15 protein-coding genes are annotated in these 13,026 nt (G+C 61.9%); 11 read left to right on the forward strand and 4 right to left on the reverse strand.

Annotation, left to right across the window (positions count from 1 at the left end):
- Positions 1–444: 444 nt before the first annotated feature.
- Positions 445–3,714: an autotransporter family protein gene (locus NWE53_RS24400; RefSeq protein WP_265051892.1), complete on the forward strand. Its 3,270-nt coding sequence runs from the start codon at positions 445–447 to the stop codon at positions 3,712–3,714.
- A gap of 375 nt (positions 3,715–4,089) precedes the next feature.
- Complete coding sequence (locus NWE53_RS24405) at positions 4,090–4,743, forward strand: response regulator transcription factor (protein ID WP_265051893.1); 654 nt, start codon at positions 4,090–4,092, stop codon at positions 4,741–4,743.
- Positions 4,744–4,749: 6 nt separating this feature from the next.
- On the opposite strand, the gene NWE53_RS24410 is transcribed toward NWE53_RS24405, so the two are convergent.
- A complete protein-coding gene (locus NWE53_RS24410; protein WP_265051894.1) occupies positions 4,750–5,019 on the reverse strand; it encodes a hypothetical protein in 270 nt (89 codons plus the stop codon).
- A gap of 207 nt (positions 5,020–5,226) precedes the next feature.
- Here NWE53_RS24410 and NWE53_RS24415 point away from each other — a divergent pair, with 207 nt between their 5' ends.
- Together NWE53_RS24415 and NWE53_RS24420 are read left to right on the forward strand one after the other, a co-directional pair.
- Positions 5,227–6,216: a hypothetical protein gene (locus tag NWE53_RS24415; protein ID WP_265051895.1), complete on the forward strand. Its 990-nt coding sequence runs from the start codon at positions 5,227–5,229 to the stop codon at positions 6,214–6,216.
- A 191-nt stretch (positions 6,217–6,407) separates the two neighbouring features.
- The gene (locus tag NWE53_RS24420) at positions 6,408–6,635 is read left to right on the forward strand and encodes a hypothetical protein (protein ID WP_265051896.1); all 228 of its coding nucleotides are present in this window, start codon (positions 6,408–6,410) and stop codon (positions 6,633–6,635) included.
- A gap of 225 nt (positions 6,636–6,860) precedes the next feature.
- Here the strand turns inward: NWE53_RS24420 and NWE53_RS24425 are convergent, their stop codons facing one another.
- Positions 6,861–7,082 carry a hypothetical protein gene (locus tag NWE53_RS24425; RefSeq protein WP_265051897.1) on the reverse strand — a complete coding sequence of 74 codons (222 nt, stop codon included), beginning with the start codon at positions 7,080–7,082 and terminating at the stop codon, positions 6,861–6,863.
- A gap of 244 nt (positions 7,083–7,326) precedes the next feature.
- On the opposite strand from NWE53_RS24425, the gene NWE53_RS24430 reads away from it, so the two are divergent.
- Positions 7,327–7,590: a hypothetical protein gene (locus NWE53_RS24430; RefSeq protein ID WP_265051898.1), complete on the forward strand. Its 264-nt coding sequence runs from the start codon at positions 7,327–7,329 to the stop codon at positions 7,588–7,590.
- Between the two features lie 150 nt (positions 7,591–7,740).
- Here the strand turns inward: NWE53_RS24430 and NWE53_RS24435 are convergent, their stop codons facing one another.
- Positions 7,741–7,920, reverse strand: coding sequence for a hypothetical protein (locus NWE53_RS24435; RefSeq protein ID WP_265051899.1), 180 nt, complete (start codon positions 7,918–7,920; stop codon positions 7,741–7,743).
- Here NWE53_RS24435 and NWE53_RS24440 point away from each other — a divergent pair.
- From NWE53_RS24440 to NWE53_RS24460, 6 genes are all read left to right on the forward strand, one after another.
- Complete coding sequence (locus tag NWE53_RS24440) at positions 7,919–9,166, forward strand: glycosyltransferase family 2 protein (protein ID WP_265051900.1); 1,248 nt, start codon at positions 7,919–7,921, stop codon at positions 9,164–9,166. The two genes, NWE53_RS24435 and NWE53_RS24440, sit on opposite strands and share 2 nt — an antisense overlap.
- A gap of 13 nt (positions 9,167–9,179) precedes the next feature.
- On the forward strand, positions 9,180–10,235 hold the full coding sequence (locus tag NWE53_RS24445; RefSeq protein WP_265051901.1) for an HlyD family secretion protein: 1,056 nt from the start codon (positions 9,180–9,182) through the stop codon (positions 10,233–10,235).
- A 10-nt stretch (positions 10,236–10,245) separates the two neighbouring features.
- Positions 10,246–10,509, forward strand: a complete 264-nt coding sequence (locus NWE53_RS30100; protein WP_442864898.1) for a TackOD1 domain-containing metal-binding protein — start codon at positions 10,246–10,248, stop codon at positions 10,507–10,509.
- A gap of 36 nt (positions 10,510–10,545) precedes the next feature.
- Entirely contained in the window at positions 10,546–10,920 is a 375-nt protein-coding gene (locus NWE53_RS24450; protein ID WP_265051902.1) for a hypothetical protein, read from the forward strand.
- Between the two features lie 300 nt (positions 10,921–11,220).
- Positions 11,221–11,568 (forward strand): hypothetical protein, encoded by a 348-nt coding sequence (locus NWE53_RS24455; protein WP_265051903.1) that lies wholly within the window; start codon positions 11,221–11,223, stop codon positions 11,566–11,568.
- Positions 11,569–11,641: 73 nt separating this feature from the next.
- Complete coding sequence (locus NWE53_RS24460; RefSeq protein WP_265051904.1) at positions 11,642–12,199, forward strand: hypothetical protein; 558 nt, start codon at positions 11,642–11,644, stop codon at positions 12,197–12,199.
- A 279-nt stretch (positions 12,200–12,478) separates the two neighbouring features.
- On the opposite strand, the gene NWE53_RS24465 is transcribed toward NWE53_RS24460, so the two are convergent.
- The gene (locus tag NWE53_RS24465) at positions 12,479–12,670 is read right to left on the reverse strand and encodes a hypothetical protein (protein WP_265051905.1); all 192 of its coding nucleotides are present in this window, start codon (positions 12,668–12,670) and stop codon (positions 12,479–12,481) included.
- Positions 12,671–13,026: the final 356 nt, after the last annotated feature.

Raw genomic sequence — 13,026 nt, forward strand, 5'->3', positions numbered from 1 at the left:
ATTATGAACTGGGGTTCGGGACTTTCATAAACCGGGACCATGGGTGACCGGCGCTCGCGCGTCGATGCGAATGGCGGCCAATCCCTTGTCATTCCCAGCCAAGCTCCACTTTAACAGCCCCGAAGTCGGCAAAATCACGAAACCAACCCCAGGTCGGCGACCGAGGCAGGAAAGCACCCGCTATCCTACCGATCAGCGCACCACCGCAGCGCCAATGGCAGCACCGCCAAAGTGTGCGCTGCGAGGGAGACTCTGGGTTGCAGCCTGCGAGCAAAAGCCGAGGCCGATAAAAGCAGAGCATGCAGTTGCACGCGTTTTCGTAAGATCTGTGGCAGCGGCGCACAGGCGTGATCGGCCCCGTGCTCCTGTCGTGGCAGCGCTAACGCAATCTTAACCATAACGGTCTGAAGAATTGATCGGTCCGGCTCAGCGAGGCGATGACCGATGCTCAAAAGACTGGCGCAGTCACTATTGGGCACAACGGTATGTGCGGCGGGCATGCTCGGAGCGCCTGCCAGCGCCCAGACCCCCACCTGTCGCCCCAACACGTCAAACAATGGCGTGTTGCAGAATGGTCTGCCTGCCTGCGTGGTCGACGGAGATATCTCTGTCAACAACGGGACAGCGATCACCGCGACCAATAGCGCCAATGTCACGGTCAACGGGGCCGTAACGGCCCATGGCTATGGTACGGGCGTCGATTCCAACACCAATTCACTGACCATCGTGAATGGCACGGTTCGCTCCACCAGTGTTGGCGCATTGGGACCAATCGTTGCGAGTGGGCTGGGGCTCACCGCCAGCACGCGCGGACGCATCGAGGCGAACGGTATCACCCTGAGCAACGACGGCGGTGGCGGAGCCGTAGCGATACGCGCGGACAATGGCACCATCATTGCCCGGGGCGTCACGATCAACTGGTCAAGGGGCGGCGGCCAAAGTCTTGTGCAGGCCCAGTCCGGAGGGCTGATAGAGTTCACGCCCCGCTCCTCGATAAACAACGCATTTGGTGGCATTCCTTCCGCGCTGCTGGCCGCTGGGGTGGGAAGCCAAATCAATGCCGATGGTCTGGACGTTTCCACTGGCAGTTCCGGCGGCATTACCGGAGCCAGGGCAGAAAATGGCGGCAGCATCAGCCTGACCGGGGGCAGCAGTATCACCATTTCAGGTGGCGGTGGAAACAAGGGTCTGGTGACTTCTGGCAGCGGCAGCACGATCAACGCTCGGAATCTTACAATCTCTGCCACCAATGTCGGCGGCGGCGACATCGGCGCCCTCGCCGAGGCGGGTGGCCAGTTAGATCTCGTCGACAGCACGGTGAATGTCGCGGGTGGGGGCGGCGGCGAGAAGGGGCTGCAGGCGTTCAAGGCGGGAAGCGTGATCTCCACCCAGAACACCAACGTTAGCGTCAGCGGTAGCGACAACGACATCGGCGCCCTCGCCGAGGCGGGTGGCCGGATACGTCTCGTCGACGGCACGGTGAAGGTCGCGAGTGGGGGCGGCAGCGAGAAGGGGCTGCAGGCGATCAGCACGGGAAGCGTGATCACCACCCAGAAGACCAACATCAGCGTCAGCGGAAGCGCCGGCAGCTCAGGTTTGAATGCCTTTGGTGGTGGCCGCATCGAAACGACGGACGGGGTGGTTATTGTCATCAACGGAGCCGGTGGCCGGATCCAGAATGGCGGCAGCGTCACCATGACCGGCACCAATGTGACCGCCTCTGGCACTGGCGGGGTCGGCTTCGCCTTCGACAGCGGCGGAACGAACCTGTTGCGCTACAGCAACGCCGCGATCCAGGCGAGCGATGCCTCGTTTTCGGTGCAGGCGGCGATTGCGGACATCGGGCTCGTCAACACGATCGCGATCACGAACAACAATACCATGCTGGCGACAGGCGGGGGTGGCACCACCACGTTCGACGCGCAAGGGTCGACGTTACAAGGCGTCATCACGACACCCAGCGGCAACGCCAGTGCCGTCACGCTTCGTCAGGCCACCGTCTGGACGATGACGGGAAACTCCACGGCAACATCAGTCACCAACGATAACAGCCAAATTATTTACAGCCCCCCGACGGGAGACCTGTCGCAACTCGCAAGCTATAAGACGCTGACGGTCAGGGATTATGTCGGCAGAGCCGGCTCAATCGCGTTGAACACATTTCTCGGGACGGACGGTTCACCGTCCGATCGGCTTGTCATCCTCGGTGGGCAAGCCAGCGGGACATCCTCACTCCTGGTCTCGAATACGATTGGCGCCGGAGATCTGACCCTCCGCAACGGCATTCTCGTGGTCGACGCGCAGAACGGCGGCACCACCAGCTCGGGAGCCTTCTCCTTGGGCAAACCTGTGGTTGCCGGCCCCTACGAATACTATCTGTATCGCGGCAGCGCAGACGCATCGGGTCCCCAAAACTGGTATCTGCGTAGTACCCTCATGGGCCCCATTGACCCGGGCCCGGGCCCCATTGATCCGGGCCCCATTGACCCGGGCCCAATTCCACCGACCCCGACCCCCATTCCGCCGAACCCGGGCCCCGTTCCACCGGAACCGACGCCCGTTCCGCCCACGCCTACGCCAAACCCGCCAACTCCAACGCCGGGCCCGACGCCGCCGGCGCCGGCTCCGATCCCCAACTACCGCCGGGAGGTCTCCCTCTACTCGGCTCTTCCGTCGATGGGGCTGATCTATGGACGCACGATGATCGACAGCCTGCATGAGCGGGTCGGTGAACAGGGCATGCTGGAGGCGCCGCCCGTCACCGAGGAACGCACCATCTGGTGCAAGAACCCCGAGACGAACTTTCGCTGCACCACGACCCTGCGCCTGCCCGTCAGCGCGGCCGCAGCCGGCAGCTCCAACGCCGTCGGTTGGGCGCGGATCATCGGCACCCACGGTAACCAGAATGGCGCTCCGGGCGGAATTTTCGGTGGCGGTCCGAATTTCGACTACGATATTTATGGCTTGCAGGCCGGCCTCGATCTCTATCGCGCCTACAATAGCGACGGCAGCCGCGATCACGCGGGCGTCTATGGCGCCATCGGCCGCATTCAGGGCGACGTTCGGCACTTTAACGGCATCAACGCCGGCACCAACACCATCGACGGCTATTCGATCGGCGCCTACTGGACGCATTTTGGCGCCTCTGGCTGGTATCTAGATGGTGTCGTCCAGGGCACATGGTTCGATGCGCAAGCCGACTCCAGGCGCCTGATCAAGCTCAACAGAGAAGGCTTCGGTTTCGCGGCCTCACTGGAAGGCGGCTACCCGATCGCTCTTGGCAATGGCTGGTTCATCGAGCCGCAAGCGCAGGTCATCTACCAGACACTGGTCAACGGCTCCGGCAATGACGGGGCGGCTCTGGTGCGCTTTTCGGAAGTCGAGTCGCTGGCCGGACGGATCGGCGCTCGCCTCGCCAGAAGCTGGGCGCTCGAAGAGGGGACAACCACTTCCAAACCGCGCATGATGACCGCCTGGCTGAAGGCGAGCCTCTGGAACGAGTTCCTGGGCAGCCCCAAGACCTCGTTCTCGTCGGCGACCGGCTTTATCCCCTTCCGCTCGGATCTTGGCGGAGCCTGGGGCGAGATCAAGGCCGGGATCGATGCGCAGATCACGAGGAACACCGCGATCTACGCCTCCGCCGGTTACTCGATCGGCCTCGATGGGCGCTCCCATGCCTATGACGGCCGCGTGGGCCTCAAGTTTTCGTGGTAGCGGCAGAGGCCGGCCGATGAGAGCAGACGCCAAGCCCACCCCGGACGCGAAGGTTGCACGGGCAAGCTGGACACCCGCACGAACCTGACTTTCATTCACAGCGTCGGCGGCAGTCCACAGACGATCAGATATTCAGGCGAGCGCTTGGTCAAGAAGCTGCCGCCGCGCAGATGGACTTCCAAGCCTCGCATCTGGCCGTCCGCTAAACCCTAGCGCGAGGGGCCGAGGCAGTCTTGGAATTCGCTCAGAACGCACGCCTACGAGCGATGCTCGCATGTTGCAAACTGTAACCTACTTCCTTCCGCGCCATTTGCGGCTTTGATTGCTTCACCGAGCGGGCTCGCGCTCCCACACCCGCCGGCACAGGCGGGATGCATGGAAGCCTACTATTACATGCCTACTCTCATCTATATCGTCGACGGCGACGCTGCATCTCGGGCCGAAAACGACAACATGCTCCGGGCCAGCGGCTATAAAACCCGGAGTTATGGCAGCGCCGAAGAGATTTTTAGGCAGCTGCCGGATGATAAGAATGCAGGCTGCATCGTCATCGACAGGCAAGCTCGCGACACAGCTCCATCCGACATTCTAGATCGCTTGAGCAAGGCCGGCTTTGGTCTGCCGGTTATCTTCCTGGCCGAGCACAGCGACATTCGGGCGTGCGTCAACGCGATCAAGGCGGGAGCCGAAGACTTCCTTACCAAGCCAGTCGAGCCCCAAGAATTCCTCGAGGCGATCGACCGGGCGATCGCACGACATCGGCTCACCATGGAGCAGGAAGTCTGGGCGCGCGCGGGTATGGCTCGACTGAATCAATTGACTCCACGCGAGCGGCAGGTCTTTGACCGCGTCGTACGGGCCAAGATGAACAAGCAGGTCGCATTCGAACTCGGGACGACGGAGCGCACTGTGAAGGCGCATCGTCAAAAGATGATGGAGAAGATGCAGGTCCGCTCTGTAGCCGAACTCGTATCCTGCGCGGAACGGCTGGGCCTCGTCCGCCCCCGAGCGTTGCGGGTGCCCAGCTAACCCTTTCTAGCGTGTCTTCCCCTCTTGCTCTCGCAAGCTGCTGCCCCAGATCTGGGCTTCCAACTCCAGGGAGGCCATCAGGTCTCGATAGTCTGCAATCATCTCGTCGCGTAACGGTGCGTCTGACCTGGTCCAGTAATCCAGCCCCACATACGCCAATTCGTACGCCTCGCAAACGTCGAGAAAGGGTTCGCTTGCGGCCAGATCAAAACGGGCCCGCCAATCAGGAAAACGCAGTTTCAGACGGGCGCGCCCGCGCTCCTCGATCCGGGTCATGATGCCGACCTCGATATGTGAGGGCGGGTCGATGCACTCCTTGCCCTTCACTGATTTTGGGCATGGCGCAGCGATCCCTCAATTGACCTTAGGGACAGCAGGGGCGAGAGTTTGGCTGACGGGTTAGCGCTCTGCGTGTCACCGCGCTGTTGCACTAATTTCTCCATCTGTTCGAGATGGTGCGTGGTCACGCGGCCGGAGTGATTGATGATGCCGACGAGTTCCAGCAGTGGCTCAGTTTCCTGCGTTGTTCCTGGGATCTCTGAAGACGATATTCGTGCCCAACTGGGTCGCATTTTAGCAAGTGACGACTTTAAGGTGCCCGAGCGGGTGCGCCGGTTTCTGTCCTTTGTGGTTGAAGAAGTACTCGCTGGCCGGGCAGACCGCATCAAGGCCTATGCGATCGCAGTCGAAGTCTTCGGTCGGAGGGCAGATTTCGACGTTTCGAACGATCCCGTCGTTCGCATTGAGGCGGGGCGGCTCAGGCGCGGATTGGAGCGGTATTACCTGCTCGAAGGCAGTACCGACCCGCTTGTGATCGAGATTGCCAAGGGGGGCTATGTGCCCAGCTTCCGCTGGCAATTGAACGATCAGATCGACCCTGCGCCGCTTTCACCATCCGATCCCGCGCCCGACGAACCATCCCGCCCGCAAATGGGCGCGCGGTTGAGGCGCCCTTGGCTCGTCGGCGCCACTTCAGCGCTCGCGATCAGCTCGTTGGTGGCCTTCCTGGCGATGGCGAACCGACCGGTCCCGGCTGCGCCAGTGAGCCCGGTACGGCTGTCACTCGTCGTGAAGCCGTTCTTCAACCTCACTGAGAATGCCGAATTCGAGGTTTTCGCGGCAGGACTTGCCGACGATGTCATCTCGCAGCTCGTTCCGAACGAAGAGCTGACGATCTTTCGCAGTCAGACTTCAGCTGCCTTGGGATCTTCCGCGTCCGCCGCACAAATCGATCGCCAGCTTGGCCGGCGGCATATCCTGGAGGGCGTGATCCGTGCAGGCGACGGCAAGCTCAGGATCACAAGCCGCCTGCTGGATGGGCAAACGACCGCGATCATCTGGTCGGGCATCTATGAAGCGGACCAAAATGCGGGCAGCGGCTTCGATCTCGAGACAAACATAGCGGCCAAGATCGCTGCGTCCGTGAGCCTGCGCTTACGACCGCCGGCGAAGATTGCAATGGGCAGACACTAAGCAGTTGATCAATGCATTGTTTAACTGGTTCTCTGTCGCTCCACCGCCATTGCCCCGCCAGGAGGACGGTTCGATCCTTCTGCAGGCGAGAGCGGGGACGGTGAAGGCGCAGGTCGTGTCAAAGTTCATCGCACTCTGATGTCCTGACCGTTCGGACGACGCCGCGGATTGGCGAATCTGGAAGGTTCATTATGGACGATGCGCATGAGCATGCCCGGATCATTCGGATCGCGCGGGCCATGTGTCGAGCGAAGCGATTGGATCCCGACCGCCCGCTCGACGGGGCGATACCCGCTGTCACTGGCGCTAGGCCATTCATTGATAGCCTGCCGAGCAGCGATGTTCCGACGTGGCTATTGTTCGTGAGCGAAGCAAAGAAATTTGTCGCCGCGAACCAGGACGGCACGTCACAATTGTGAGCATCTGGCGTTGAATGAAACGCGGGCGGAAAAATGCAAACGCACCACGCTCGCGGTTACAGCTTCCCGATCGGCGGGAGAAGGGAGCCGAGGGCTGGGGGGCTGTACCGGCTCCCTGCGGTAGCCATCTGGGCAGGTGGCCAACACCACCATCGCGGGTCACGTCGCGACAATAGCCCTGCCAAAACGAGGTAGCCGCAGCGGAGTTCCGCCGCGGCAAAATGCTCATGCCACGAGGGAGCGTCGAAATCGCTCGATCGCCCGTAGCGTCAGATCGTCCTCATCTTCAGCTACGGCGACCAAGCTCGCGACGATGTAGGCCAGCTTCGTCCGCACTTGCTCGTCATCGGCATCGGGGACGGTCGATCGTATTTCGGACCAGGCAGCATCGAGCGCGGCTTGCGCGCGGGCCAGGTCGACGGGGTCGCTCGACGATGAGAATGGCATGGCTCCTTCCTCCGCCCTGGATACGGGCGAGAATCTATGCATCTCGACTGGAGGCAATATATTTTGACATCAGAAAATCCCCGCCTGCGCACGCAAGCGGGGTAGTTCGCTCAAACCGAAAGGAGACCTTTGGCCAACCGCGACGCGAAGCCAAGGTTCCCGGCCGGAATGGAAAAGCCCGGCCCGCCGTAGCGCCGAGAGCGGATCACGGGCGTCCGTAACCAGACTGAACTGGGAGGCGACCATGAGTAGGACGACCGCCATCATCTTCGGCCTGACGCTCGCAGCTCTGGCGGGCGATGCAGGGGCGCAGCAGTCGGAGCAGACCTTCCGCGACAGTTCCGGGCGCGTCACAGGCCGCTCAACGACCGACAGCCAAGGCAACCAGACCTTCTACGGCCCAGATGGCAGGACGACGGGGCGCGCCTCGACCGACAGCCAGGGGACGACGACATTCCGCGATTCCAGCGGTCGCGTGACCGCAACCACAACCAGCCCGCGACGCTGATCGGCCTCAGCGGAAATTGAGTTTTATCGTTCGATAGTGCGCTCGAGAGCTGACGTTGTTTGGGACAGCCAGGGGTGGAGTGCCGACGTTTGATCGGTGACGCATATCGTCTGCTCACGGTCTAGTGGACCTCCCTGGAATCTTCCGGCTTCAGCGACTTCGATTGGTCGAAGGGCGGGCTTCGGCTTCATTGTCGAGCCTGCCTTCGAACGTCGGTGGTCCCATCTTCGTAACGAACATCGCGACCATGCCACTTTTGCGCACTGCCTGACATTGACCGGGCTTGCGCCGGGATTGAAGATGGTCGTCGAGAACGGAGGCAATCGGCATGGGCGACGTGCTTCTCCAACTCTGGTATTCGGATTGGGTTCTGCTGGCGTTCACGGTCCTTATCTTCGAGGTGCCGCGCTATACCTTTTCCCTGGTTTCCCTGACCGCGCTGACGTTGGGCCGACAGCGGCCGCATTCCGTTGCGCCAGCGCTGCGGGTCAGCGTCGTGATGCCCGCCTTCAACGGGGCTGATGGTCTGCTCCATTCGATCGCGTCGCTGCGCGCCCAGACATACCCGCCCTTCGAGATCATCGTGATCGATGACGGGTCGGTCGATGAAACCCTCGCCATTGCAGAGCGGGCTCGCGCGGATGGTCTGATCGACCTCGTAATCCATCACACGAACCGCTGTGGGCGTAGCGCCGGCGTGAATGCGGGAGCGCGTTTCGCGCGCGGCGACCTGATCCTGACGGTCGACCCAGACACCGTCTTCGCGCCCACTGCGCTGGCCCTTATGACGGCAGCGTTCTCAGATCCACGCATGGCCGCGGTGAGCTGCAACATCAGCGTCAAGAACGAGAGCGCATCGATCTGGACCGAGCTTCAAGCTCTTGAATACCTGATGTCGATTAGTGCCGGAAAGGCATTCCTCCGTCAGTTCGAGGGCATCTCGTGCACCTCCGGTGCCTGCTCGCTCTATCGCCGCGACATCTTTCTCTACCGTGGTGGACTTGATGTCGGGCCCGGTGAGGATATCGAGTTCACCCTGAGACTGCGGCGCTTCGGATACCGGATCGGCTTTGTTCCCGAGGCTTGGGCCGCGACAATGGCGCCGGAATCGTTCATCTCGCTCGCCCGCCAAAGGCAGCGCTGGGACAGGGATGCCCTGCGCGTGCGCCTTATCCAGTACCGCGAAGCCTGGCCTTTCCGGTCCGAAAGCCTGGCCGATACGCTGCAGCGTCTGGACTTCCTGATCTTCGATCTGGTCCCGACACTGTCTTTGCCCTTCTATCTTGCCTATTGCGCCGTGCTCTTCGGACCGGCCACGCTGACGTTCCTTGCCGGAGTCAGCCTGCTGCTGCTGGCTCTCAACCTGTTCAATATCGCGTTGGCCGGCCTGCTGTTCAATCACAAGCCGCGCCTGTTCAATGTGCTGATCGCCCCCGTCTTTCCAATTTACCAGGGCCTGCTGATGAAGGCGGTTCGCTTCTGGGCCTTCACGAGCGAACTGCTCTTTTCTGTCTCGCGCCACGACGACTTCGTGCCCCCACGCGTCCGGCGCGCCCTGCTGACGCCCGATCTTTGACGGAGCGATCGCCATGAACCGCGAGATTGAACGCCTCGACACCCGGGTTCCAGACCCAGTCGAAAGTCGCCGAGCGGGCGCGGGACGGATTGTCCGTTTCATCTACGCCGCCCTGGTTTTCGGTGTTCTCGGCTTCTTCATTGTCAGTTTTGGCCTGCCGCTGGTCTTCCTAGACGGTCCTGGCGTGGTCTCGGCGCCGCGCACGGCCATTTCGCCGCCCTATCTTGTCCAGATCAAGCGGATGGATGTGGGGCCGGGCTCGGTCGTGCAGGAGGGCACGCCGATCGCCGAGGTGATTTCGCCCCAGATCGAAGTCGTTGCTTCAGGCCTTCTGCAGACCCTCGCCGATATCACGGGCCGCGAGATTGAACTCCGGGTCAAGGCACGCGTCTCGCATGCAGCCATCGAGCATGCCCGCGCGCGATCGCAGTTGGCTGAGGAAGCCTTCCAGCGTCTGGAGCGCAGCGCAGACCTCGGGACCGCCAGCCTGATCTATCGCAGCGACGTGTTCAAGGAGCGCTCACTGGCGGTCCAGAACCTCGTGACCCTGGAAGCGGAAGCCGAGGAGGCGACGGCGCAGCTGGTGCGTCTGGCTGCCGTGAGAGAGGAAGTCCGCGGGCAGTTCGCCAAGATCCGGAAGGAATTCAACGACGGTATAATCCTGTCGCCGGTGAGCGGCATCATTTCGAACCAGACGCGCCAGGCGGGCGAAACAATTGCAGCGGCAACGGCGATCGCCGAGGTCTATCTGTCCAAGGACATCTATGTCGATTGGTACATTCCCGATTTCAGGATGATTGATCCCAAGCCCGGACAGCGGGTCTTCGTCGTCTTCGGGAGAACCCGTTACGCAGCCACCCTCACCGAGGTCCTTCCCATCTCGGACCAGCTCGATGCGCGTCGCGGGTCGGTCTTTCGGCAGCCGGATTCAGGCCAGATCGGTCGCGTCCGCTTCGATGCGGGAGTGCAGCCACCAACGCTGAACTCCACTGTGAGCGTCCATATGTATTACTCCGAGTTCACGGACAGCATCGCGCGACGGCTGATGTGGCTGTTCAATATCGCCTAGCGCGGGTGCGATGACCAGCTCCCCACTGCCCGATCAATGCGACATCTGCAGGAGCGGCGACGTCGAGCGTCATCGCGTCATCCACCACATGATCTGTGCCTATATCGGTCCAGAATACGATTTCGCTCGCAGCGGAGATGAACGGCACTGCCCCAAATGTCGCAGGCGATTGCTGGGCGCTGGGCGGGACTGGGAGGTTGTGGCGGCGAGCCTCCAATGCCGCATATGTCGCAGGGAGATCGTTGTCCCTGAGGTCACTGATCCCAATCCGTAGCCCAAATGCACGCCCCATCCGTACAGGAGATCCAGCATGATCTCGGAAATACTCATTGACGAGGTCGAGCGGGGGTTTGGGTCTGACCCCAGACTGGATGCGGACACCCTGCGCGCCCTAGGCTTCACATCGAAAGGCGACGGTCACTGGCATTTTGAGGGGATGACCATCTGGAACAGTTCGCGGTCCGTGACCAAATCGCTTGATCTCGTGATCGCACTTGTCGAGTGGAGGCTGCCCGATCTGGAGTGGCACTCCAGTGGGCAGAAGACTCCCTGCGCGCGTTACACGGCGGTGATCCGTTCCGGGAGTGAACTGGGGCGCAATTTCGAGGGGACAGCGACGTCTCCGGCTCGTGCGCTTCTGGGGGCATTCCTGCGAGCCGTGCGGGCGGAAAGGCACGGCGAGTAACGCCGGCGGATGTCTCCTTCGTCACTCGTTGCGGTCACTGGAGGACGATGGGGCAGAGTCCGAGATGGGTCGATTTTGCCCCTTCGATCTCGGTCCGGAAGCTGACGTTGTGAGCGTCACGAGCCATCAACGCGCGCGCAGCAGTAGGCCGAGCTGGGCGCTCAGCTGGGCATTCCTCCCTAAACCGGCGGCGCCCATTGCCGGGTGTTATTTTCAATGGCGATATTGCATAATTTGGCGAGCCAAATGATCTGATTGATTGCAGATTTGCCAATTGATTTCGGAAATTCGGAGGCTCGGATGCGACCTGATGTAGGGGCGGCCAGGGCGGCAGGCGCCGGCAGATGCGCGAAGGCTGCCAGCGGCAGGACCAAGGCAAAGACGGCGGGGTCCGAGCAGGAGGACCTCCTCTGCGGCCTCTTTGTCGATCTCCTGATGGATCGCTCGCAGGACGGGCTCCTGTCGTTCTGCGCCCATGCCGGCATCACCCTTCCGAAGGATGGCAATGCCTGGGTGCCGGCCTTCTTGGCTCACTACCAGCGGGGCAAGGACGTCGAGTTCGGCCACGCGCTGAATGATTTCACGACCTGGGCGCCCATCGCCGGACGCGTCCGCGAGCTCCAGGCTGAGCAGCGGCGCCATGGGTAGGCCGTGGGGAGGCGGGAAGCCGACGCCCGCCAGTTTCTTCGAACTCGATATCAGGTGGCTGAAACGGGAGGGCATGCTGCGGCCCGGCAAGCTGTCCTGGGTGCGGGAAATCGTCAACGGCAGCCGGCGTGGCCTCCTGTCCTTCCTCGCCGGAGAGGGGGAAGGCGTCATCAATATCGCGGGCCATCGGCAGTGGATCGTGATCGAGGAAACGCCCGTTCATCTCGGTGGCGCCCGTCCATGGTTCCGCTGTCCTCGATGCAGCCGGCTCGCGGCGAAGATCTACGGCTCGCCCCGTGCCGGCGGCCCGGCTTTCACCTGTCGGTCCTGCAAGCGCATCGCCTATCCATCGCAGAACGAGGACAAGCGCTATCTATCGGTGCGGCGAGCGCAGCGCATACGGGAGCGCCTGGGCGGTTCGCCCAACCTCACGCTGTCATTCCCGCCCAAGCCGAAGGGGATGCACTGGACGACCTATGACCGCGCCCACGCGACAGCAATGGCGCTCGAGCAGCGCAGCCTGGCCAGCATGGCAGCGACAGTGGAGAAGATACGGCGTCGATGCGCGGCACGGGCTGAGCGCCTCATTGTTTCTCCCCAGGAAGGCGCGAAAACCCAGCGACAACGGTAGGTGATGGCTGATAGCGCGAGTGCCAGCAGAGACATGGAGAAGTTTTGGTCACAACGCGGCGCGAAATTGCACCCCTGGTCTGTAGGGCTGATGCGGATGGCGACCCGCATCCGAGCCTGCGCGGTTCGCCGCGCCGGGGAACTGCTCCAGCAGCTCGATGGGCGCGGTGGTGATCAGAGCAAAACTGCGGGGGACCATAGTTTTGCTATTCAGCCCACACAACGCCAAGCGGCAAGCGACGCCGGCATGTCCGAGAGGCAAAGAGGCTTGGCGATGGGCTTAAGATAGCCGCTTGGCGATCATGCTCTGGACGATAGCTGTCCCGAAGAAAGGAAGGACGATGACGAGCACCACCCAGGCCGCCGATAAGCCAGCCGCTGACAGGAGCTTCGCAGTCGACACCAAGAACCAGATTGTGCAGCCAATCATGGTCAGTGTGACCAGCCACTGCCAAATCGTTACGTCGCCCATCTCGCTACTCCCCTCTTCTTCCGGAACAGTTTGAATCCGCTTACGCTGCACTCGTCCAGTCCGCGCCCTGCGGTGGCCCTTATCATCCCTTATCAGGCGGAACGCTGTGCCTAGGCTAGAGACGCATTGCACAACCGTTCCGGTTCATTCAGCGTTCGTTCGCGGTTTGAACAGACGCCGCGCCGGGCCACAGGAGGCCCAGGTTTGGCATTTCGCGATTTTGGCTATCCGAAGGGCAAAATTTTTTGCGCCCATCGGCGGCCTTTTAAACGCTTCCACGGGGCTATGCCCCTTGAAGGAACTTTCGGACCACCTACCTGTTGAGGACGCGGCGTCGGAGACGATGCCTGCCTGCT

Origin of the sequence: Bosea sp. NBC_00550, assembly GCF_026020075.1 — a bacterium.
Lineage (GTDB): Bacteria > Pseudomonadota > Alphaproteobacteria > Rhizobiales > Beijerinckiaceae > Allobosea.